The following is a 20502-nucleotide window of genomic DNA, read 5'->3' on the forward strand; positions in this document are numbered from 1 at the left end:
CCGAAAGGATCGTCACGCACGAAAAGCCAGCCGACGGCAACCCAAAGCAGAAGACATCAGGAGCAGCGAGCCGGTTTAAGCGAGTGACCTAGCCCGCCGCCGTCGCGAAACGGTCCTCCTGCTCCGCCCGGATTCGCTCCTGTTCGCGCGCGCGTTCGGGCCGGTCCGGCTTGATTTCCGGGATCAGCCGGAAGGTGAAGGACTGTCCCGGGCTCATCTCGCGCCCCTGTCCGCGATAGGAGATCGTCACCGGATACGCGGTCATCTTGCGGCTGGTCACGGTCAGCTCGTCCTGCGTGATCTCGAAATCGAGGATCTGGCGGCGGAACCGGACCGTCGAGCGCAGCCGGTCCACCTCGTCGGGCAGGCGCGGGTTGAACATCAGCGTCCCCGACCGGAGTTCGATGCCCGTATAGCACCGCTGCATCAGGTCCACCGTTCCGGCCATCGCGCCCAGGTGGATACCCTCCTTCGTCGTTCCGCCCTGGATGTCGGCGATATCCGCGTCGAGCGCCTTGAGTGCCAGTTGCCAGGAGCGCTGCCGGTCGGCCCGGGCGAGAACCCAGGCATGGGCCACCCAGCTCAGCGTCGAACCGTGCGAGGTGCGACGCATGTAGTACTGGATGTTGCGCAGGATCATGTCCGGATCGAAGGGGTAGCCGAGGCGGTCGAAGATGTGGCCGATCTCGTCGCTGCCGAAGAGATAGAAGATCATCAGCGTGTCGGCCTGCTTGGAGATCTTGTAGTCGTTGGGATCTTCCCCCTCGGCCTCGAGGATGCGGTCGAGGCGCTGGAGATTGCCGTATTTGCCGCGGTAGCCGTCCCAGTCGAATTCCCTCAGTTTTTCGTATCCCTCGAACTGGCTGATGATGCCCTCCTCGTGGAAGGGAATGTAGAGCCTGCAGCTCACATCCTCCCAATGCGCCAGTTCCTCGCGGCTCAGTCCGATCCGCTCGCACAGGCGCCGCCGCTCGTCGGCCGGGATCAGCTCGAGCACGTCGTCGACGCGCGAGAGCACCCAGCAGGACATGAAGTTCATGTAGGCGTTGTTGTCGAGCCCGCCGTCGGTGCTCGGATCGGCACCCGGATAGGCGGTGTGAAACTCGTCCGGTCCCATCACGCCTCGAATACCGTAGCGGCCGTCGGGCCGCTCTTCGGCGAGACTTGCCAGAAAGCGCGCGATCTCGCAGAACAGCTCCGCGCCGTAATCGCGCAGGAAATCGCGGTCGTCGGTGGCCTGCACATATTCCCAGACATTGCAGGCGACGGCCGCCCCGATATGTCTCTGGCGCCAGGAATTGTCGGCAATCCAGTTTCCGGATCGGGGATTGAGGTGGACGCGTTGGCTCTCCTCCCGTCCGTTGGAACCGCTCTGCCAGGGGAACATGGCGCCCTTTCGCCCTGCCTCGCGTGCCGCGCGCCGCGCCTCGTCGAGGCGGCGGTAGCGATAGCGCAGCAGCGCGCGCGTCAGCACCGGCATGCGCAGCGTCAGATAGGGGAAGATGAACAATTCGTCCCACATGATGTGCCCGCGATAGGCCTCGCCATGCCAGCCGCGGGGCGGGACGCCCACGTCCATTCCGACCGAATGGACCGAAGCGGTCTGCAGCAGGTGCAGGATATGCAGGCGCAGCTTGAGCTGCGCGTCGCTGTCGGCATCGCCAAGGCGGATGTCGAACTGCTCCCAAAGGTGGTGCCAGGCTTGTGAATGCTCCTCTTCGAGCGCGCGGAAATCGCCGGAGTGACGCACATGGTTCGCGGCCTCCTCGAGCGGCTCGGTGATGCCGGCGTCGCGGCTGTCGAAATAGGCCGCGATCTTCTCGACCGTGATCGGGTGCCCCTGTCTTGCCTCGAGTTCGAACGCCTCCTCGACGATGTCCGGCAGCACGTTCGTGCGCGCAGCGGGAACGTGGCCGCCATCGATCGCGACGGTGGTCCGTGCGGCGAGCGCCACTTCCCGCCGCGCCTGAACGAAGCGCGAGCGCATGGCCAGGATATCGCCGTCCTCGCGGCCGGTATGCAACGTCTCCAGATGCCGGCTGGCGAGATCGCGGTATCGTTGCACGCCCCAGTTGATGACGCTGCCGTCCAGACCCGCGCGCAGCTGCATCCCGCCCGACCAGTTCTCGGGCGTCAGGGTCACCGAAAGCGCGGCGAGGTGGGGATCGTGCATGGACACGAGGCGCCGCTCGTCCCAACGCGTGACCCGGCCCTCCCCGTCGCGAAAGCGCATGCTGCGCGTGAGCACGTTGTTCTTCAGGTCGAGCTCCTGCCGGTAGTCGAGATGCTCGACATCGTCGGGGCATAGCCAGTCGCCGTCCTCGGCCCGCATGGTCAGCGGCAGCCAGTTCGGAATGTTGACGAGGTCCTCGTTCTCGATCCGGTGCCCGGCGACCTCGGAGGTCAGCCGATCGTAGCCGCCCGCGAGGTAGGTGCCGGGATAGTGCACGTCGTCGGCATGGGCGTTCGGCGCGGCTGCGCGCGAGACGATGTAGCCATTGCCGAGCGCGCAAAGCGTTTCGCGCAGGCCCTCGGCTTCGGGGTCGTAGCCGGTATACCTCAGATGCCACGCGTCCATGGTTCCCCCATGTCCAGTCCGGCCAGCCATTCGACGAAGCGGCGCACGTCCTGCGGATCGGCCAGAGCATAGTCCGCCAATGTGGCACGAGTGTCACCTCGCACGGCAATGCACAGGCCGGCGCTGCCGAGCGCGCTGAAGGCGTCTTCGTCGGTCAGATCGTCGCCAAGATAGATGGGCAGCGCGTCGCTCTCGCCAAGCCGCGTATGCGCGAGCAGCCATTGCACGGCCCGCCCCTTGTCCCAGTCGGCGCGGGGCTGGATCTCGAAGACCTTCTTGCCCCGGCTTCTGCGCAGCTTGTCGTGGCGACCGACGATCCTGTCCACCGCGTCCTCGATCGCCGCGACATCGCTGTCGGCCGCACGGCGATAATGCACCGCCACCGAAAAGGTCTTGCGCTCGACATCGGCCCCCTCGATGCCCGAAAGCGCGTCGCGCAGCTGCGCATCGGCCTGCTCGATGGGGCGTACGAACCCCTCGGCCGCATCGGGGCGTTCTTCGAGACCGTCGGGCCCGGCAATGTCGAAACCATGGCTGCCGGCATAGATCACCTCGTCGAGTCCGACGCGCGCACGCACATCCGCAAGGTCGCGGCCGCTGATGACGGCGACCGGGCAACGCTCGGCCAGGCGCGCGACGGCGGTGCGGGTTTCCTCGGGGATCGTCGCGTCGCGGTAATCGGCGACGATGGGCGAAAGCGTGCCGTCATAATCGAGAAAGACAGAAGTTGGCCCCGATCCCAGGCGGTCCCGAACCGCGTCCAGCCGGTCCCGGACGAGCGGCAGCCGGTCCAGCGTCCGCAGTCCGCCGCCCTCGGGCAGACACAGCCGCCGCAAATCGTCCGTGACGAGGTCGGCCCCGTTCGACCGCAGCGCGTGGCGATGCTGGCCGGCATCGTCCTGCCGATCCACGCCGATCACCAGGCCGAAGCGCCCGGCTGCGCCGGCGCGCACGCCGGCGACGGCATCCTCGACCACCGCGGCCCGTGCCGGCGCGCAGCCGAGCCGCCGGGCGGTCTCTTCGAGCTGGTCCGGGGCCGGCTTGGGCGACAGATCGCGTTCCTGCGCGTCCGCACCGCTGACGGTGACATCGAAAAGCTGGGCGATTCCGGCGCTTTCCAGCACCCGCGGCGCATTGCGGCTGGCCGAGAAGACGCCAACACCGATGCCCGCCTTCTTCAGCGCGTGTATCAGCTCGACGGCATCGTCGAACACCGGCACCCGGTTCTTCTCCAGCCAGTTACGGAAGGACCGGTTCTTTCGATTGCCGATACCCCGGACCGACTCCAGATGCTCGTCGTCATCGCCGCCCTCGGGCACCTCGATGCCGCGCGAGCGCAGAAACCGGCGCACACCGTCATAGCGGGGAATGCCGTCGACATGCGCGAGGTAGTCGCCATGGGTGAAAGCCGCATCCGCCCCGCGCGCCTGAAGCACCTCGTCGAAGACCCGCTTCCACGCCGCGAAATGCGCCTGGGCCGTGTCGGTCACGACACCGTCCATGTCGAAGATGACTGCCGCGATTCCGTCGCCCTGGCCGGCAGACTTGTCCATCTGACTCTCCGTCCAATCCGCCGGACATCCTCCCGCCTCGTCGGCGTCGGGCAATGCCCCGCCCTACAAGGGACGATCCAAGCCCTGAGAAGTTACCCGTTGAACCTTACCGAGCGTGGCGAGGTCGGTCACGGAGAAAAGCACGACCGAATGCCGCGAGCGAGATTTCCGCGCCATGGCGAGAGCCCGTGGAGCCGCGACCGACCGCTTCGCCGGCTGGACCGACATCGATCCTTGTGCCGGCGGCGCCGAGCTGGCGCCCCTTGCCGGCAACGCTGTGCGGGCCGGTTCGGCTGCCAGCGGGCGGCCGCGGTCAGTCGGACAGGGCGTTGGTCGTGAACAGGTAGTCGCCCCCGTCCGCGTCCGAGTGGCAATTGATGCATCCCTGCGCCAGTCCGGCTAACGGCGTGCCGTTCGGCGCCTGGTCGAGCGAGCCGTCGGGCAGATATTTCGCCCAGAACCAGTTGCCGCCGTCGGGCGCATAGCCCTCGGACCGCCGGAACATGACCGTCACCGAGGCGAGATGGTCCTCGCGTGCGCCGATCACCTCGTCCACCGAGACGCCTTCGGGGCCATAATTGCGCTTGATCACGAGATCGCCCGAATGACCGTCGATGGTGGCTTCGGTGTAGAACGTCTCCAGCATCACGTGAACGGGTTCGGGGGAAGGCGGCCATGCGGCGGCTGGGCCGCCGCCGAGAGCATGATCCGGTCCGGGCTCGGCAGGAGGCATCGGCATGGCGGCGATGCCTTTGTATCGATCGTTGCCACGCCCAAGCGACGCAATTGGGCCCGTCGCACGCCAGTGCCGCCAAGCATCGATCGGTTGCGCACCGCGCGTGTCCGGCGGGTGCGCCCCATGCGCCATTTCAAGCTGGCCGGCAGGGCCAACCTGGTGTCATGCGACCGGAGCGCCCGAAACTACGCTGCGAGCCATTCCAGCAACGCGGCATTTGCCTCGGCCGGTTTTTCCAGCGTCACCAGATGGCCGGCGCCGGCGACGATCGCCAGCCGCGAACCGGCAATGAGTTCGTGCATCAATTCGTGCCGGCCGACGGGGCACAGCCGGTCCTGTTCCCCGCACATCACAAGGGCGGGCACGGCGACCCGGCGCAGCGTGTCCTGCTGGTCCGGTCGCGATTGCAGCGCGCGCGACTGGCGCACGAAGACCTCCGGACCGAGCGCTTCGGCCATGTCCATGCACAGGTCCAGGACCGGTTGCCGGCCGGGGCCCTCGGCCAGATAGTTGGGCTTCATCTCCTCGCGCATCACCGCGCGCAACTCGCCCGCCCGCGCGCGCGCCATTTGCGGCTCGCGGCGCTGGCGGATCGCCTCGGTTTCGGCCTTCGGGTTTGTGTCGAGCAGCGCGATGCGCTCGATGCGGCCGGGCGCCTGCCGGAACACTTCCATGGCGACGATCCCGCCCATCGACAGTCCGGCGAGCGCGAACCGTGGCGGCGCATGGGCCAGGACATCGGCGGCCAGGGCCGCCATCGTGTCGTGGCCGGCAATCGTCGCCAGGTGAAGCGTGCACATGCACGAAAGGGCCTCGATCTGCGGCCCGAAAAGGCGCGCATCGCACATCATGCCCGGTAGCAGGACCAGCGGCGTCATCACGAAGCGCCGGCCAGCCTTGCGCCTTCGGCCAGCGTTTTCAGTTTGGCCCAGGCGATTTCCGGATCGACCGCGCCGAAGCCGGCGAACGTGCCGAAGCCGCAATCCGAGCCGGCAATCACGCGGTCGGCCCCGACAATGTCCACGAACCGCTCGAGCCGCTGGGCGACAAGCTCGGGATGCTCGACGAAGTTGGTCGTCGTGTCCACGACGCCGGGCACGAGCACCTTGTCGGCTGGAATGTCGGCCGCACGATCGCGGAACACGGTCCACTCATGGCCGTGACGCGGATTGGAGGACTCAAACAGTACGTATCGTGCCCTGGTCGACATCAGCGTGTCGAACATCTTCGCCATCGGGATATCGCACACATGCGGACCTTCATAGTTGCCCCAGCAGATATGGATCCGGATCTGCTCCTCGGGCACCTCGGCCAGGGCATGGTTGAGCGCCTCGACATGGCTGGCGGCGATCTTGACGAACTCGTCGTCGGACAGATCGGTGAACAGCATGTGGCGTGACAGTGCCAGATCGGGACAGTCGATCTGCACATCGAGCCCGGCGGCCGCGATCGTCGCGTATTCGTCTTTCATCGCCTCGGCCAGCGCTGCCAGATAGGCCTCGCGCGAGGGATAGAAGTCGTTTTGCAGGAACAGCGAGATCACGCCCGGCGAGGCAGCGTTCATGAAGCCGCGCCGGGCGCCGTGCCGGTCCATGGCCGCCTTGAGACTGGCGATGTCCTTTTGCAGTTCGCCCTGTCCCTTCGAGCGCACCTCGCCAACGCACATGGGCCGGGCGTAGGTGGGCGTGCCGCCCGAGTCCGCCAGGCGCTGCAGGAACGAGGGAAACAGCTTCAGGTCGGCCGGCGCGTTGCGCGGGCTGTCGCCGGCAAAGCCGGTATAGCGGTCCTTGACGTAGGTCGCATAGGAGATCTTGGAGGTTTCGCCGTCGCTGACAATGTCGATACCGGCCGCCACCTGGCGCCGCACCGTTTCGTCCGCCGCTTCCGTCATCACCGCGTCGAATCGGTCCGGATTGATGCTTTCGCCGCGCTCCCGCGCGAACAGCTGGTCGACGACGGCCTGGGTCCGTGGCAGGCTGCCGACATGGGTCGATCGCAGGCGCATCGAACGCTCCCTCATTGCTTCCAGGTCGGGCCGGCCGGATCGTCGGTTCCGACCACGCGATAAAGCGCGGCCTCGCCGGTCATGGACGGGGCCACGCCATGGTCCATCCCCTCGGGGACGCTCATCGTGTCGCCCGGGGCGAGAACCGCTTCACCACCTTCCCATGCGACGCGCCAGTGGCCCTTGACGGGCATCAGCACGCTGGGCCGGTCGTGGCGTTGCATGGTCCGGTCGGCCGAGGCGCGGGTGATGAAATCCACCTCGAAACCGGGCCTGTCGCGGATGATGCCCGTCTCCCCGATGACCTTGACCGGCTTTTGCTCGGCCATTGCCACCATGTCCCAATAGCGGCGCACATAGCCGCCTATGACCTCGGTGGGCGAGGGTTCGGGGAAGGCGGCGAGTTCGTCTTCGGTCAGGACCGGCATCGGCGCGACGCCTTCGGGCAGGCTCTCGCCCTTCTTGGTGTCGTAAAGCCGGCCCTGTTCGGACAGCACGAGCCCGTGCGCCTTCGCCTCCTCGATCACCTGCGGCGCCCAGACGACGCCGCCGCCGGCATCGTCCCCGCCCAGGATCGCCATGATCATCCCGTAGTCAGTGCCGATGTTCTCGAAGCCGCGGAAGATGCCGGTGGGGATGTCGAAGATGTCGCCTTCCTCCAGCACGACCTCGCCGGCACGGCCCCAGCGTCCCCAGAAGAACCGCCAGCGGCCCGACAGCACGAAGAAGACCTCCGCGGTCCGGTGCGAATGCAAAGAGTTGCGGCACTTGGGCGGCTGGCCCGCCGCACCGATGTTGAAGCCGTGCGGGATCGTTAAGTGCACATGCTGGTCGGGGCTTTCGGACACGCCGCCGCCGATGATCGTGAAGTTTTCCTTCTGATCCGATCCGGGCGTGTGCGCATCGATAAAGGCCGTGCGGCACGGGCGCAGGTCTCCGTAGCGGACGATCCTTTCTTGCATGGCTTGCGGTGTCATGGGTGTCATCCTGTATGCATGAGGATCTGTTTCCAGATCGCGACTTCGTCATAGAGCGTGTATTCGCGGCGCAGGCCCCAGGGGCCGAACTCGGCGTGGGTGATGCCCATCACATGGACCATGGCGTGCGACGGCGCGCCGAACGTGCCCCAACCGTCGTGCCGCCCCCAGAGCGACCAGCGCACCGCCGCGCGCGGCGGCATCAGCGGGTCGTCGCGGCCGATGACGTGGTCGATCGCGAAGGCCGCCGAGGGAAACGCCGCGCGCAATCCCATCCAGAACCGGTCGGCCGGCCCGACGCCGTGGTCGGTGATGCCGCCCGCATAGCCCAGGTGGCAGGCGCGGTCATATTCGTTCGGGATCACGCTCATGTCCGCGGCCATGATCCGCGTGAGGATATCGGCCAGCTTGCCGCCCCATTCATTGTCGTTGCCGCGCCCGGTGTAGGGTCCGGGCCGATCGTTGTCCGGGGTGAGCGGCCGCGTGCACGCATCCGCGCCGCCCTCCTGCGCGATCAGGTCCGCGGCGCAGGATTTGGGATCCCGGCCGAGCTGGCGGACGATCGCGCCCTGGTCGCGGACGATCCACTCGTCATCGATCCGGTTGTCCTTGGCGTGGCAGTCCGCGTGGATGCGATAGACAAGACGCTTGCCGGTCGCCCGGCCGTAGACCCCGTCGCCCAGATGCGTCGCCGTCGACAACAGCCGGTGCGACGAGAGCATGCCGTCCTCGGGAGTGCCCGACCAGATGACGTCCTCGCCCAGCAGGGTCCGATCCGGAAACTCGTGCAGCGTCGCCATGGTGGCGGCGATGACGTCCTTGTTTCCGGCCACGACCGAGGCGGGCGAACGCACGACGATGTCCGGCGCGTAGTAGTCGTGCAGCGTATGGATGCCACGGTCTTCCCAGATTTCCTTGGTGATCCCGATGATGAAATCGGGGAAGTCCCTGAACTTGGGGTCAAAGCCCTTCATGCTGACCATCCTTTCGGAGTTCGGGCCGAGGCCCGCACGACCAGGTTCGATTCGATGCGCCGCTTCTGCCCCGCTTCGACGGTCCCCTCGATCTGCCCGAGCAAGATCTCCACCGTCTCGCTGACCATGCGCCGCACCGGCTGGCGGACCGTCGTCAAACGGTAGGCCGGCCAGGCGGCGATCGGCACGTCGTCATAGCCCACGATCGAGACGTGATCGGGCACCGAAAGCCCGATTTCGAAGCGAACGGTGTCCATGACGGCGAACGCCATGTGATCGTTGCCGACGAAAATGGCGTCGGGCGGGGACGGGCGGTCGAACAGGGCGCGCGTGAGCTGTGCGGCCGTGTCCCGGCGGTACATGCCATCGACCACCGCCAACGGTTCGAGGCCCGCATCCTTGAGCGCCGCCACGAATCCCTGGGCGCGGTGACGGCCGGTGGACGAGCCCTGCCAGCCGGAGATGTGCGCGATCCGCCGGTGCCCGCCCGCAACGAGGAACTCGGCCGCCGCGCGGCTTCCGGCAACGTTGTCCGAGGTTACCTCGCACAGACGCGGATCGTCCTGGCCGCGATTGAACAGGACGACGGGAATGCCGGCCGCCTGGCATCGGCGGGCCAGTTCGTTGCTGATCGCCACCGAGGCGGTGATGATGCCGTCGACCTGATAGTCGAGCAGTTCCTGCATCACCGCGGGCACGTCGCGCGTTTCGTTGCCGGCCATGAACACCAGCACATGATAGCCGCGCGCCTGAAGTGCGTTCGACAGGTGCTCGAGGGCGACCGGATAGAACTGGTTGTCCAGATAGGCGACCACCAGGCCGATGATCCGCGTTCGCCCGGTGATCAGGCTGCGCGCGAGAACGTTGGGCCGGTAGCCCAACTCTTCGGCCGCCTCGCGCACCTTGCGAACGGTTTTCGCCGAAATGCTGGCCCCCGGTGTAAAGGCCCGGCTGACCGCCGACTGGCTGACGCCGGCCAGCCGCGCCACGTCCAACGATGTGATTTTTTCGCCCGCCATCACCCGGCCGTCCATCCGCCGTCGACCATGAGCGCGGAGCCGGTCACCAGCGCCGATGCGTCCGAGGCCAGAAAGACGACGGGGCCCATCATGTCCTCGACGGTGCCGATGCGGCCCAGCTTGATCCTGTCCTCGATCCATCGCCGCCGCTCCGAATCCTCGAAGGTGGGTTCGGTCAGCGGCGTGCGCACGAAAGTCGGGCACAGCGTGTTGACCCGGATGCCGTGCGGCCCCCACTCGATGGCCATCGATTTGGTCATGCCCTCGATGGCATGCTTGGACGCCGCGTAGACCGCTCGGTCGATGCCGCCGACATGACCCATTTGCGAGGAGACATTGATCAGGCTGCCCGGCCGACCCGCGGCGATCAGGCCGCCTGCCACCGCGCGTGTCAGAAAATAGGCGGCCCTGGCATTGACGTTCATCACCGCGTCATAGTCGTCCGCGCGCGTTTCGAGCGCCGGCCCGTGCCGGGCCATGCCCGCCGCGTTCACCAGCACGTCGAACGGCCCGTCGCGCGCCACGGCATCGGCCGCCGCCGCCAGGTCCGTGATGTCGAGCGGGAGCGCTTCGGCATCGAGCCCGGCTTCGGCCAGTTCCGCACACAGGGCGGCGAGCGCATCGGCCCGCCGGGCAACGAGGGTGACCGTCGCGCCCGCCCGTGCCAGCGCCACCGCGCACCCGCGGCCGATGCCCGAGGAAGCGCCGGCGACCAGCGCCCGCTTGCCGTCAAGACGAAACGACGGCGTTTGCGGCAGGTTCATGCCAACGCCTCTCCGGTCTCGGGGTCGAACCCGCACCGCGCCTTGTTGAATTCGCGCAGCCGCGCGAAGACGTCGACGCCGATCTGCCGGTACATGTGCAAAAGGTCGACCAGCACCCAGTTCTCGCGGATCAGGCCGTTCTCCACTCGCCAGAAGTCGAGGCTGCGCATCTCGATGCGCTTGCCGACGGGCGCAATGCCCAGCCAGCCGCCATGGCTCAGCGTCTGGATCATGTTTGGCCAGCCGGTCACGCCGACATAGGCGCCATCGCCGAAGAAATGGTAGGTGATCTCGTCGACATACCGGCCGCGATCGGGCATGCCGGCAAGGAACGGGATCTGGTGCCAGTTGCGAAACCCGGCAATGCCGCGCCCGGTGCCGATACCGGCGGGCCCGTACCAGCTCATCTTCGGATGCCAGTACCGGTCCATTTCCATGACCTCCGGCCCGCCTTCCGAAGGATGGCGCTTGAGCGCATCGAGCATGTCGACCACGTGCCGGCAGGACCCGGCGCTGGCCGCTTCGTCGTAAGGGCCGGGCACGATGCCGTCTTCGGTCGCCGGCCCGGGCACGTGCCACTCCCGGCCCAGGCTCGGGGCCAGCGGCCAGGCGCCGGCCAGCATCATCACCTCCGGCACGTCCCAGAGCGCCTGCACTTCGCTCACCCGCCCGTCCTTTAGCCGGTAGAACTCGTGAAAGCGCATGTGCGCCACGTGCCCGGTCGGCGGGATATCGAGCCAGGGATGCACGAATGTGCCGGTATAGTAGCCCCCGCAGCCGACCCAGTCGGCACCGTGTTCGGTCTGTCCGGCCATGACGATGTAGTCGCGCCGCTCCAGATCGGGCCAGGCCGCGGCAAACGGTGCGACGATGTCGCGAAAATAGCCCTCGGGCCCTGTCGTCTCGCCGAGCGGTTCGGAAAAACGGACCGGCGCGTCGGGGGCGACCAGCCCTTGAAGCTGCGCGCGCAGCGCGGCCGGATCGTAGTCGTAGAGCGCCGCGCGCAACGGCGCGATCGCCGCCTTGTTTGCGGTGTGGATGTCGCCTGACATCATTCCGCTGCCAGTTTCGGCTCCGCCGCCGCGCCGTAGGGCACGTTCCGCCCGCCATAGCGGCGCACGCGGACGTTGCATTGCTCGGCATGGCCGACAAAGCCTTCCAGCATGCACAGCCGGGAGCCGTATTCGCCGATCTGCGTTGCAGCCTCGTCGGTGAGCACCTTCTGATAGGAATGGGTCTTGAGGAACTTGCCCACCCACAGCCCGCCCGTGTAGCGGCCCGCCTTCTTGGTGGGCAGCGTATGGTTGGTGCCGATCACCTTGTCGCCATTGGCGACATTGGTGCGCGCGCCAAGGAACAATGCGCCATAACAGGTCATGTTGTCGAGGAACCAGTCGTCCCGGTCGGTCATCACCTGCACGTGCTCGGAGGCAATGTCGTCGGCAACGGCGAGCATCTCGTCATGGTTGTCGCAGACGATCACCTCGCCATAATCCTCCCAGCTCTTCGACGCGGTGTCGGCGGTCGGCAGGATCTTCAGAAGCCGGTCGATCTCCTCGAGCGTGTCGCGGGCGAGCCGTTCGGAGTTGGTGACCAGCACGGCGGGCGAATTGTAGCCGTGTTCGGCCTGGCCGAGAAGGTCGGTGGCGCACAGTTCTGCGTCCGCGCCCGTCTCGTCGGCGATGACCATGGTTTCGGTCGGGCCGGCGAACAGGTCGATGCCGACCCGGCCGAACAATTGACGCTTGGCCTCGGCGACAAACGCGTTCCCCGGGCCGACCAGCATGTGCACCGGCTCGATCGTCTCGGTCCCGATCGCCATCGCGCCGACCGCCTGGATGCCGCCGAGCACGTAGATCTCGTGCGCGCCGCCCATATGCATGGCGGCAATCACCGCCGGGTTCGGCGCGCCCCTGAAGGGCGGCGTCGCGGCGATGATGCGCGGCACGCCGGCCACCTGCGCCGTCAGCACCGACATGTGTGCGGAGGCGACCATCGGAAACTTGCCGCCGGGCACATAGCAGCCGACCGATTGCACGGGGATGTTCCTGTGACCGAGAATTACGCCGGGCAGGGTCTCGATCTCGATGTCCAGCATCGAATCGCGCTGGGCGCGGGCGAAGTTGCGCACCTGGTCCTGCGCGAAGCGGATGTCGTTCATGTCGCGCTCGGAGACCCTTGCCATGAGGGCTTCGATCTCGCTGTCGGTGAGCCGGAAGGCGGGCGGCGAATAATTGTCGAACTTTTCGGACAGGTCCCGCACGGCCGCGTCGCCGCGCGCCTCGATGTCCGCCAGCGTCTGTTCGACGATGGCCCGGACCCGGGCATCGTCATGGGCACGTTCGGTCTGCGGTTTTGCGGTTTTCAGATGCCTGATCGCCATCTCATCCTCGTTCATTCGGGACCGGCGGCGTCTTCTCGCCGCGGTCGTAGGCCTCCCAGCCCTGTCCGCCGAACACGTCGACGCCGAGCTGGGCGAGCACATGCGGGAAATCGACCATCACCCAATTGTCGGTGATCTTGCCGTCGACCACCTTCCAGAAATCCATGTACCGGATCTGAACGCGCCTGCCGGTCGGCTCCAGGCCCATGAACGGGCCGGAATGGGTCGCCTCCTGCCGGCCGAAGGCGGCGGCCCATTCCCCCATGAAGAGCCGGGCCTCGTCGATGCAGACCTTGTCGGAAAACGCGGCCTGAAAGGGGCGCTGCCAATGATCCTGGAATTCGCGCAGCCCGTTCTTGGTGCCGCAGCCACAATTGCCCATCCAGCGGAACGACTCGGCGAAGAATTCGCCCATATCGTCGATGCGGTGATCGTTGAGCCCGTCCACCATCGCTTCGATGACCGCGCGGGTCTCGCCGGTCTTCGAAAGATCCGTGGCGCGGCTGAGCACCGCCTGTTCGGGACGGGCCCCTGTCATCCCTTGACCGCTCCGGCGGTCAGGCCGCTCACGATCTGGCGCTGGAAGACCATCACCAGCAGGAACAGCGGCGCGGTGATGGAGACCGCGGCGGCGACAGCCTCGACCTGGTCGGTGGTCGTGGTCTCGCGGTTGAAATAGCCGGCGATCGCCGGAACCATGGTCTGGTTCTGCGCGTCCAGCAGCAGCGATGTCACCAGCAGGTCGTTGTAGGCCAGAAGGAACGAGAACAGGCCGGTGGTGATCACCCCGGGCCACATTACGGGCATGATCACCCAGCGGAATGCCTGGAAATGCGTGCACCCGTCGACCCGCGCCGCTTCGTCCAACTCGTTGGGAATGTTCTGGAAGAACGAGCGCAGCATCCAGATGGTGAAGGGCTGGTTGATGGCCACCAGCACGGCGATGACCGCCAGCGGCTGGCCGTACAGCGTCGGCGCGTTCTCGCCTAGGATCGGCCGGAGGATTTCAGCCGAGTTGATGAACACCGGCAGATAGCCCGCCACCAGGACCGAATGGGGCAGGGCGCGGAAGACCAGCGCGACGATCAGGATCCAGAAGGCGAGATTGGAGCCCGAGCGGGCGAGTCCGTAGCCGGCCAGCGTGCCCACCGTCAGCGAGACCGTGACGACGCCGGCGGTGACGATCAGCGAATTCTGGAAGTTGCGCCAGAACTGGTTTTCGACCCAGACCGCGTAATAGTGCTCGGCTGTCAGCCCGATGATCGGCGTACCCAGCGGCCCCGCGATCGAATTGAGCACGGCGAGAACCGGCGGCAGCAGACCGAAAAATACCAAAAGGAATGCGGCGGCGAACGCGCCGGCTCCGACCAGCCAGCCGACGACGATCAGGCCCTTGGGCGTGAAGCGTGCGACCCACCTGGGCAATTGCGTGAACGCGATGCGGCCGGCGCCGACCAGAACCGCCAGTCCGACCGCGATATCGAGCAGCGACAGGCCATTGCCGTCGGCCCGCGTCGCGGGGCCGAAGACGACGTTCAGCGGGTTGGCCGAGAACGCGTCCACCGGCGACTTGAAGCTCATCACCGCGATCCAAACGATCGGGAAGGCGGCGATCAGGCACCACAGCGTCAGGAACGATGCCGACGCAAAGCGCAGCGAAAAGGGCTGTTGCATGGCCTTGGCGGTCGCCATCAGCGCGCGCTCCCCTTGTGGTCGCGCCATGTGCGGCGCAGTAGCGGGATCAGCAGGATGACGATGCCGATCATGGTCAGCATGGCGCTGGCCGAGGCGCGGCTGATCGCCCGGTTGCCCGCATCGTCCGGCGTCAGCAGGTCGTAGGTCAGCCATTGCAGCGTGATGCGGTGCGCCTGCGAGGAAAAGCCGACCACTTCCTCGAAGGCCCGGTAGGCGTCCATCAGGTGGATCAGCGCGACGAAGATGATCAGCGGCATCAGGTGGGGAACGACCACGAAGCGCAGCCGCTCGAACCGGCTCGCCCCGTCGATGATCGCGCTTTCCAGCGTGTCCTGATTGACCGTCTGCAAGCCGGCATAGAAGATCACGAAGGCGAACGGCGCGACGTGCCATACCCGGTAGAACATCATCAAGAACTCGATGGCCCATCCGTTGGCGGCCACCGAGATGTCGGTTGCCAGCATGTCCTCGAGCAGCGCCGTCACGATGCCGTCGCCGTAAAACAGCCAGCGGATGGACAGGGCGCCGATCACCGGCGTGATGATGAAGGGCAGCAGCGAAACGAAGATGATCTGACCGCGGACCGAACGCGCCGCATTGTTGACCGCCAGCGCGATTGCCAGGCCCAGGCCGATCACCAGCGGCAGGGTGACAAGCGTGAATGTCAGCGTGAACCGGAGCGCCTTCCAGAAATCGATGGCGAGGATCGAACTGAAGGCACCGCTGGCGATCGCCGCGCCCACCTGATCGAATTGCAGCAGGCGGGTGTAGCTCAACAGCCCGACCCATTCGGTCGTCGTCACCGGGTTGCCGTTGGCATCGAGCACCGGCGTCGTCTTGGTCTCGGTCACGCAGGTCTGGCCGACAAAGCCAGGCGTGCAGGTTTCGACCTCTACCGTCTCGACCACCGGCTGGGTGACCTGAAAGCTCTGCAGGAACACCGAAACGAGCGGGAAGGCGATGAACAGCAGCATCATCAGGACCGACGGCCCGACGAACCATGCAAATGTTCTGAATTTCATCGCCGCCTCCCCCAAGGCCCCATGGAGCTTGCCGCAGCCGGTCTCGCCGGCTGCGGGACTGTGCCCGGCGGCTACTCGATCAGGCCCGCTTCCTGCGCGGCCGTGATATAGGCATCTTCCACCGCGGCCAGCGTCGCCTCGGCGTCGCGTTCGCCGGTGAAGAAGGCCGGCAGTTCGTTGCCGAGCGCGGTGTGCATCAGGCCCATCTGGCTGGTCGACGGGTAGGACGGCGGCGCCGGTTCGGCCGAAGCGGTCGCGATGGCGCCTTCGGCCAGGCGGTTGGGCTGATAGCCCGAAATCAGCCAGATCGCGGCGTCATTGTTGGCCTTGACCATCTCGGTGTCCAGGCCCTCCATGGCGACACGGAAGGCGGCTTGGGCTTGCTCGTCGGAGATGTTGCGGGCGATCACGATGCCGTCCCACCAGAGGGTCGTCGCCGGTGCGCCGCCCTCCATGGCGAGCGGGGCGGCGGCCGCGTTGACCTTGCCGACCACCTGGCTTTCGGCTTCATCGTCCATCGCCGCGCCGCGGCTGGCCCACAGATTGGCCATGGCGATCTTGCCCTGCTGGAACTGCTGCTGCACGTAGGTGGAGTCCGAAACCAGATATTCGGGGTCCATGTATTCGGTCAGCGCCTTCATCATTTCGAGCGCGTTGACGCCCGCTTCGGTGTTGACCGTCGGCATTGACTCGGCGTCGGTGAACTGGCCGCCATAGCCCAGGAACATGTTGTTGAAGTCCTGCGCCAGGTTCCAGCCCGACTTCATCGTCGCGCCGAGGGGATAGTCGACGACGTCCGCTTCCTCGATCTGCGCCGCGACCTCGAGCGCCTCGTCCCAGGTGGTGGGAACCTCAAGGCCGAGCTCGTCGAAAATGTCCTGCCGGTACATCAGGTGCTGCGTGTTGACCATCATCGCGATGGCCATCGTCTGCCCGTCGACCTTGATGAGCTGGTTCGGCGCGAGGTTCTCCCCGTACTCGGCCACAAGATCGTCAAGGGGGCGTATGGTGCCCTCGTTGAGCAGCGGCGTGATCGTCCCGTTGGCCACCCCGCCAATGTGGTAGAGCGACGGATTGGCAGCGAAGGCGGCGGGCTGCTTGGTGCGGAATTCCTGATCGAGTTCGGCATCGACATTGCCGCATTCGGCCATGGCGTCGGTGACCGCCTTCCACGCCTCGAAGCCGGCCGACAGCACCTTGACCGGCGTTTCGTTCTCGAACGCGCAGTCGGCCTGGGCGGCCGACACGGGCAAGAGCGAGACCATGCCCGCCATCATGAGGGTTCTCAGTGTCATTGCATTCTCCCTTTCCAATGCGTCAGCGGCGGGCTTGCCCGGCGTGATACCGGTCGGCCCGTTCAGTGGCCTCCGATACGCGCCCCTGTCTTCTTGTCGAACAGGTGGCAGATGCTCGCCGGGACCGAAAGCGCTACCGAATCGTCGATTTCGGCCCGGTAATCCTTTGGCGCCTTTACCGAGACGAGAGCCCCGCCCGCGCGCACCGTGATCATGGTCGCATCGCCCAGAAGCTCGATCGTGTAGACCGGCGCGTTGATCGCGCCCTGTGCCTCGCCGACACTGGCGTCTTCGGCCCGAAAGCCCAGAACGACCGGCCCGTCCGGCCCGTCCAGGCCCGAGATGCAGACGCGGTCCCCGGTGAATGTGCCGTTTTCGAGCACGCCATCCATCAGGTTCATGGCCGGCGAGCCGATGAAGCCGGCCACGAACGTGTTCGCCGGCCGGTCATAGATATCGGTGGGCGTGCCGACCTGCTGAACCACGCCCTGCTTCATGACGACGACGCGGTCGGCCAGCGTCATGGCCTCGATCTGGTCGTGGGTGACGTAGATGGTCGTCACCTTGAGCTCATGGGAGAGATTCTTGATCTGCGCGCGCGTCGACACGCGCAGTTTCGCATCGAGGTTCGACAGCGGCTCGTCCATCAGAAAGGCGTTGGGCTCGCGCACGATCGCACGGGCGAGCGCGACACGCTGGCGCTGGCCGCCGGACAGCTCGGCCGGTCGTCTGTGCATGAACGGCTCCAGTTCGACCATCCGGGCCGCGCGCATGACCCGCTCTTCATGGCTCGCCGGATCGACCTTGCGGACCTTGAGCGGAAACCGGATGTTCTCGAACACGTTCATGTTCGGGTAGAGCCCGTAGCTCTGGAACACCATGGCGATGTCCCGATCCTTGGGATCGAGATCATTGACCACCTTGCCGTCGATCGAGATCTGGCCCTCGGTGACATCCTCGAGACCGGCGATCATGCGCATGGTCGTGGTCTTGCCGCATCCCGACGGACCAAGAAGGACCAGGAATTCCTGATCGGCGATCGTCAGGTTGAAATCATCGACCCCGATGAAATTGCCCCAGCGCTTTGAGACATTGTGAAGCTGGATCTCCGCCAAGGGACCCCCTCCCTGGACCGTATGGCGTTGTTGCCGGACGCTTTGCATACGATTTCAAAAACCGTAGACTCGCGATGTTCTTTTTGGCAAGCACTTTTTGAATACGTTTGCAATTGATTGAGAAATACAAGGAAGATCAACATGATGGACGATTGGAGGGAAGCGAGTCACGCCTTTCTGAACGCCCTGATCCGCATCCCCGACGCCGAGCTGGACTGTTTTTCGCGCTCGATGATCGCGCACGATACGGTCTGGGACGTGTCGCATCCGGTCGGACGTCTGGACGGGCTCGAAGCCGTCGTCGAAGGCTTCCTGATGCCGCTGCGCCGGGCCCTGTTCCGGATCTGGCGCCGTGACGAAATCTTCTTCGGTGCGGCCAACCGCCGGGCCGAGGGCGGCAACTGGGTGTGCTCGGTGACCCATTATGTCGGCATCTTCGACCGCGACCTGTTCGGGGTGCGGCCCGCCGACCGGCTTGCCTTCCTGCGCTCGGGCGAGTTCTATCGCATCGATGACGGCAAGATCACCAAAGCGCGCATCATCATCGATCTGATCGATCTGATGCGCCAGGCCGGCCGCTTTCCGCTGCCGCGCATGCTGGGCACGGAAATGCTGTTCCCCGGACCGGCGACGCATGACGGCATCCTTCCCAACGATCCCGAGGCCGGCAGCACCTCGCTGGACATCGTCGAAGCGATGATCGCCGACCTGCACGATTTCGATCCCGACACGTTCCATTCGGAAGCCCAGACCGGCACGCACGGTCACTGGCACGAGGACATGATGTGGTACGGACCCGGCGGAATCGGGTCGACCTTCGGCTGGGACGGGTTCGTCAACCATCACCGGGCGGCATTCCTGCGCGCCTTTCCCGACCGCAGGGGCGGCAACCATTTCTGCCGTATAGGCGATGGCGACTATGCGGCCTTTTCGGGCTGGCCCTCCATGACCATGACGCATCGGGGCGAATATCTGGGCGTTGCCGCGACCGGCAAGGCCCTGACGCTGAACGTGATGGACTTCTACCGGCTCGCCGACCGGAAGATCATCGAGAACTGGGTGCTGCTCGACTATCTGGGCCTTTTCGATCAGATGGGCGTCGACCTTCTGGCCCGATCGAGGGCCCTTCCGGCAGCCGGATCGGGATGAAGGCCTGCGACCAAGCGTGCTTGCGCGCAATCTGCGACAGCGATGCGCTCTCCGACATGGCGCGCGTGGCCGGGCGCGACCATGGGATCGGGCGTGCCGCCGTCGCGCCCGTGATGGGTGCGCCCGGACAGTCGGAAAAGCCGATTGTCGTCATGGGTGGAATGAGCGATCCTGCTCGTCGGCCGCGCGGCCGGGATGAGGGCGCACGAACTGCTGCTCGCGCACCTGTTCGCCCCATTGCCGGCCGGGCTTTTCCCCGACGAGGCGGAAGCCGGCGCGCTCGTAGAGCGCCCGGGCCGCGTCGAGGCCGGAAAAGGTCCACAGCCGTGTCTCCGCAAAGCCGTGGCTATCGACGAACTCCATCGCCGCCTGCATCAGCGCCCGGCCGATGCCCGCCCCGCGCAGGCCGTCGGCGACGATGAACCAGCGCAGATGCGCAACGTTCGGCGCCAGATCCTCGCCGTCGATGGCGATCGTGCCGACGATCGCGCCGCCGCGCCGGGCGCTCCAGATGGCGTTGCCGTCGCGCCCGAGCCGTGGCACGAAACCGGCCATTGCGCCGGCGACGGTCGCCTCGAACGGCGCCCCGAACCCGGCCGCCCGGCTGTAGTAGTCGGCATGCATGGCCACCGCCCGGCCGATCAGTCCGGGCACATAGCCCTCGACGATGTCCGTGACAGGCTGTCGTTGCGCTTGATCGCCGAGCGCCCTGGCATAGGCGTCGAGCGCGCGGGCGAGATCGGGCGCGCCCAGCCCGTCGAGCCGGTCGACGGCGCCGCGCACCTGACCGCCGGCGAAGGCGTTGATGGCGGCATAGGCCTGCCGGCCCCTGTCGGTCAGCGTCAGCCGCTTGAGGCGCGTGTCGGTCCCATCGCGCGCCTCTGCGAGATAGCCATCGGCGACGAGCGCGCCGACCAGCCGGCTGACGGTCGATTTCTCCAGCCGCAAGGCCGCGACCAGATCGCGGGCGCTGACGTTCCGGCCCAGACCGACCTCGATGATGGCATGCACGGCCGATGGCGACAGGTCCGTGCCGGCCAGCGTTGCCTGCATGAAGCCCAGTTCGCGCACCAGCCGGCGCGAGGCATCGCGAATGTGCGCGATGGTCGCCGCGTCGTCCGTCACGGGATCCTCCATTCAGTTGTATGTTACAACTAAATGCAGGCCGGTCTCTTGGCAATGGGCGATCGGGCCGTCGCCGGTCTGGCGCGCCCGCGATGGGGGCCGGGCCGGCGCG

General features: G+C 66.4%; 18 protein-coding genes. 1 reads left to right on the forward strand and 17 read right to left on the reverse strand.

Going from position 1 to position 20502, the window contains the following annotated elements:
• Positions 1-88 precede the first annotated feature (88 nt).
• The 16 genes from RBB34_RS10890 to ugpC all read right to left on the reverse strand — a co-directional run bounded on the left by RBB34_RS10890 (position 89) and on the right by ugpC (position 18116).
• Positions 89-2578, reverse strand: a complete 2490-nt coding sequence (locus RBB34_RS10890; protein WP_306119244.1) for a glycosyl hydrolase family 65 protein — start codon at positions 2576-2578, stop codon at positions 89-91.
• On the reverse strand, positions 2560-4131 hold the full coding sequence (gene otsB, locus RBB34_RS10895) for a trehalose-phosphatase (RefSeq protein ID WP_306119245.1): 1572 nt from the start codon (positions 4129-4131) through the stop codon (positions 2560-2562). Before otsB ends, RBB34_RS10890 begins: the two co-directional genes overlap by 19 nt.
• Positions 4132-4444: 313 nt before the next feature.
• Positions 4445-4777 carry a cytochrome P460 family protein gene (locus RBB34_RS10900; protein WP_306119290.1) on the reverse strand — a complete coding sequence of 111 codons (333 nt, stop codon included), beginning with the start codon at positions 4775-4777 and terminating at the stop codon, positions 4445-4447.
• Between the two features lie 275 nt (positions 4778-5052).
• Positions 5053-5745, reverse strand: coding sequence for an alpha/beta hydrolase (locus tag RBB34_RS10905; RefSeq protein WP_306119246.1), 693 nt, complete (start codon positions 5743-5745; stop codon positions 5053-5055).
• Complete coding sequence (locus RBB34_RS10910) at positions 5745-6872, reverse strand: cobalamin-independent methionine synthase II family protein (protein WP_306119247.1); 1128 nt, start codon at positions 6870-6872, stop codon at positions 5745-5747. The genes RBB34_RS10905 and RBB34_RS10910 overlap by 1 nt, the downstream gene beginning before the upstream one ends.
• A gap of 11 nt (positions 6873-6883) precedes the next feature.
• A complete protein-coding gene (locus RBB34_RS10915) occupies positions 6884-7849 on the reverse strand; it encodes a cupin domain-containing protein (protein WP_306119248.1) in 966 nt (321 codons plus the stop codon).
• A gap of 5 nt (positions 7850-7854) precedes the next feature.
• On the reverse strand, positions 7855-8823 hold the full coding sequence (locus tag RBB34_RS10920) for an ester cyclase (RefSeq protein ID WP_306119249.1): 969 nt from the start codon (positions 8821-8823) through the stop codon (positions 7855-7857).
• Entirely contained in the window at positions 8820-9842 is a 1023-nt protein-coding gene (locus tag RBB34_RS10925; RefSeq protein ID WP_306119250.1) for a LacI family DNA-binding transcriptional regulator, read from the reverse strand. Before RBB34_RS10925 ends, RBB34_RS10920 begins: the two co-directional genes overlap by 4 nt.
• Positions 9842-10606, reverse strand: a complete 765-nt coding sequence (locus RBB34_RS10930; protein WP_306119251.1) for an SDR family oxidoreductase — start codon at positions 10604-10606, stop codon at positions 9842-9844. Before RBB34_RS10930 ends, RBB34_RS10925 begins: the two co-directional genes overlap by 1 nt.
• Positions 10603-11658 carry an ester cyclase gene (locus tag RBB34_RS10935; RefSeq protein WP_306119252.1) on the reverse strand — a complete coding sequence of 352 codons (1056 nt, stop codon included), beginning with the start codon at positions 11656-11658 and terminating at the stop codon, positions 10603-10605. Before RBB34_RS10935 ends, RBB34_RS10930 begins: the two co-directional genes overlap by 4 nt.
• Positions 11658-12989 carry a histidinol dehydrogenase gene (gene hisD, locus RBB34_RS10940; protein ID WP_306119253.1) on the reverse strand — a complete coding sequence of 444 codons (1332 nt, stop codon included), beginning with the start codon at positions 12987-12989 and terminating at the stop codon, positions 11658-11660. The genes RBB34_RS10935 and hisD overlap by 1 nt, the downstream gene beginning before the upstream one ends.
• Position 12990: 1 nt before the next feature.
• Complete coding sequence (locus RBB34_RS10945) at positions 12991-13527, reverse strand: ester cyclase (protein WP_306119254.1); 537 nt, start codon at positions 13525-13527, stop codon at positions 12991-12993.
• A complete protein-coding gene (locus tag RBB34_RS10950; RefSeq protein WP_306119255.1) occupies positions 13524-14681 on the reverse strand; it encodes a carbohydrate ABC transporter permease in 1158 nt (385 codons plus the stop codon). Before RBB34_RS10950 ends, RBB34_RS10945 begins: the two co-directional genes overlap by 4 nt.
• A complete protein-coding gene (locus RBB34_RS10955) occupies positions 14681-15706 on the reverse strand; it encodes a sugar ABC transporter permease (protein ID WP_306119256.1) in 1026 nt (341 codons plus the stop codon). The genes RBB34_RS10950 and RBB34_RS10955 overlap by 1 nt, the downstream gene beginning before the upstream one ends.
• A 71-nt stretch (positions 15707-15777) precedes the next feature.
• The gene (locus tag RBB34_RS10960) at positions 15778-17001 is read right to left on the reverse strand and encodes an extracellular solute-binding protein (RefSeq protein ID WP_306119257.1); all 1224 of its coding nucleotides are present in this window, start codon (positions 16999-17001) and stop codon (positions 15778-15780) included.
• A 62-nt stretch (positions 17002-17063) separates the two neighbouring features.
• On the reverse strand, positions 17064-18116 hold the full coding sequence (gene ugpC / locus RBB34_RS10965) for a sn-glycerol-3-phosphate ABC transporter ATP-binding protein UgpC (protein ID WP_306119258.1): 1053 nt from the start codon (positions 18114-18116) through the stop codon (positions 17064-17066).
• A gap of 141 nt (positions 18117-18257) precedes the next feature.
• On the opposite strand from ugpC, the gene RBB34_RS10970 reads away from it, so the two are divergent.
• Complete coding sequence (locus RBB34_RS10970) at positions 18258-19265, forward strand: ester cyclase (protein WP_306119259.1); 1008 nt, start codon at positions 18258-18260, stop codon at positions 19263-19265.
• Between the two features lie 150 nt (positions 19266-19415).
• Here the strand turns inward: RBB34_RS10970 and RBB34_RS10975 are convergent, their stop codons facing one another.
• On the reverse strand, positions 19416-20390 hold the full coding sequence (locus RBB34_RS10975; protein WP_306119260.1) for a helix-turn-helix domain-containing GNAT family N-acetyltransferase: 975 nt from the start codon (positions 20388-20390) through the stop codon (positions 19416-19418).
• Positions 20391-20502: the final 112 nt, after the last annotated feature.

Source organism: Roseitalea sp. MMSF_3546, assembly GCF_030732865.1.
In the GTDB taxonomy this organism is placed as follows: Bacteria; Pseudomonadota; Alphaproteobacteria; order Rhizobiales; family Rhizobiaceae; genus Roseitalea.

Excerpts from the sequence above, each read along its gene's own strand:
- RBB34_RS10890 (WP_306119244.1), bottom strand. The coding sequence starts at position 2,578 with ATGGACGCGTGGCATCTGAGGTATACCGGCTACGACCCCGAAGCCGAG.
- otsB (WP_306119245.1), bottom strand. The coding sequence starts at position 4,131 with ATGGACAAGTCTGCCGGCCAGGGCGACGGAATCGCGGCAGTCATCTTC.
- RBB34_RS10900 (WP_306119290.1), bottom strand. The coding sequence starts at position 4,777 with ATGCTGGAGACGTTCTACACCGAAGCCACCATCGACGGTCATTCGGGC.
- RBB34_RS10905 (WP_306119246.1), bottom strand. The coding sequence starts at position 5,745 with ATGACGCCGCTGGTCCTGCTACCGGGCATGATGTGCGATGCGCGCCTT.
- RBB34_RS10910 (WP_306119247.1), bottom strand. The coding sequence starts at position 6,872 with ATGCGCCTGCGATCGACCCATGTCGGCAGCCTGCCACGGACCCAGGCC.
- RBB34_RS10915 (WP_306119248.1), bottom strand. The coding sequence starts at position 7,849 with ATGACACCGCAAGCCATGCAAGAAAGGATCGTCCGCTACGGAGACCTG.
- RBB34_RS10920 (WP_306119249.1), bottom strand. The coding sequence starts at position 8,823 with ATGAAGGGCTTTGACCCCAAGTTCAGGGACTTCCCCGATTTCATCATC.
- RBB34_RS10925 (WP_306119250.1), bottom strand. The coding sequence starts at position 9,842 with ATGGCGGGCGAAAAAATCACATCGTTGGACGTGGCGCGGCTGGCCGGC.
- RBB34_RS10930 (WP_306119251.1), bottom strand. The coding sequence starts at position 10,606 with ATGAACCTGCCGCAAACGCCGTCGTTTCGTCTTGACGGCAAGCGGGCG.
- RBB34_RS10935 (WP_306119252.1), bottom strand. The coding sequence starts at position 11,658 with ATGTCAGGCGACATCCACACCGCAAACAAGGCGGCGATCGCGCCGTTG.
- hisD (WP_306119253.1), bottom strand. The coding sequence starts at position 12,989 with ATGGCGATCAGGCATCTGAAAACCGCAAAACCGCAGACCGAACGTGCC.
- RBB34_RS10945 (WP_306119254.1), bottom strand. The coding sequence starts at position 13,527 with ATGACAGGGGCCCGTCCCGAACAGGCGGTGCTCAGCCGCGCCACGGAT.
- RBB34_RS10950 (WP_306119255.1), bottom strand. The coding sequence starts at position 14,681 with ATGGCGACCGCCAAGGCCATGCAACAGCCCTTTTCGCTGCGCTTTGCG.
- RBB34_RS10955 (WP_306119256.1), bottom strand. The coding sequence starts at position 15,706 with ATGAAATTCAGAACATTTGCATGGTTCGTCGGGCCGTCGGTCCTGATG.
- RBB34_RS10960 (WP_306119257.1), bottom strand. The coding sequence starts at position 17,001 with ATGACACTGAGAACCCTCATGATGGCGGGCATGGTCTCGCTCTTGCCC.
- RBB34_RS10970 (WP_306119259.1), top strand. The coding sequence starts at position 18,258 with ATGATGGACGATTGGAGGGAAGCGAGTCACGCCTTTCTGAACGCCCTG.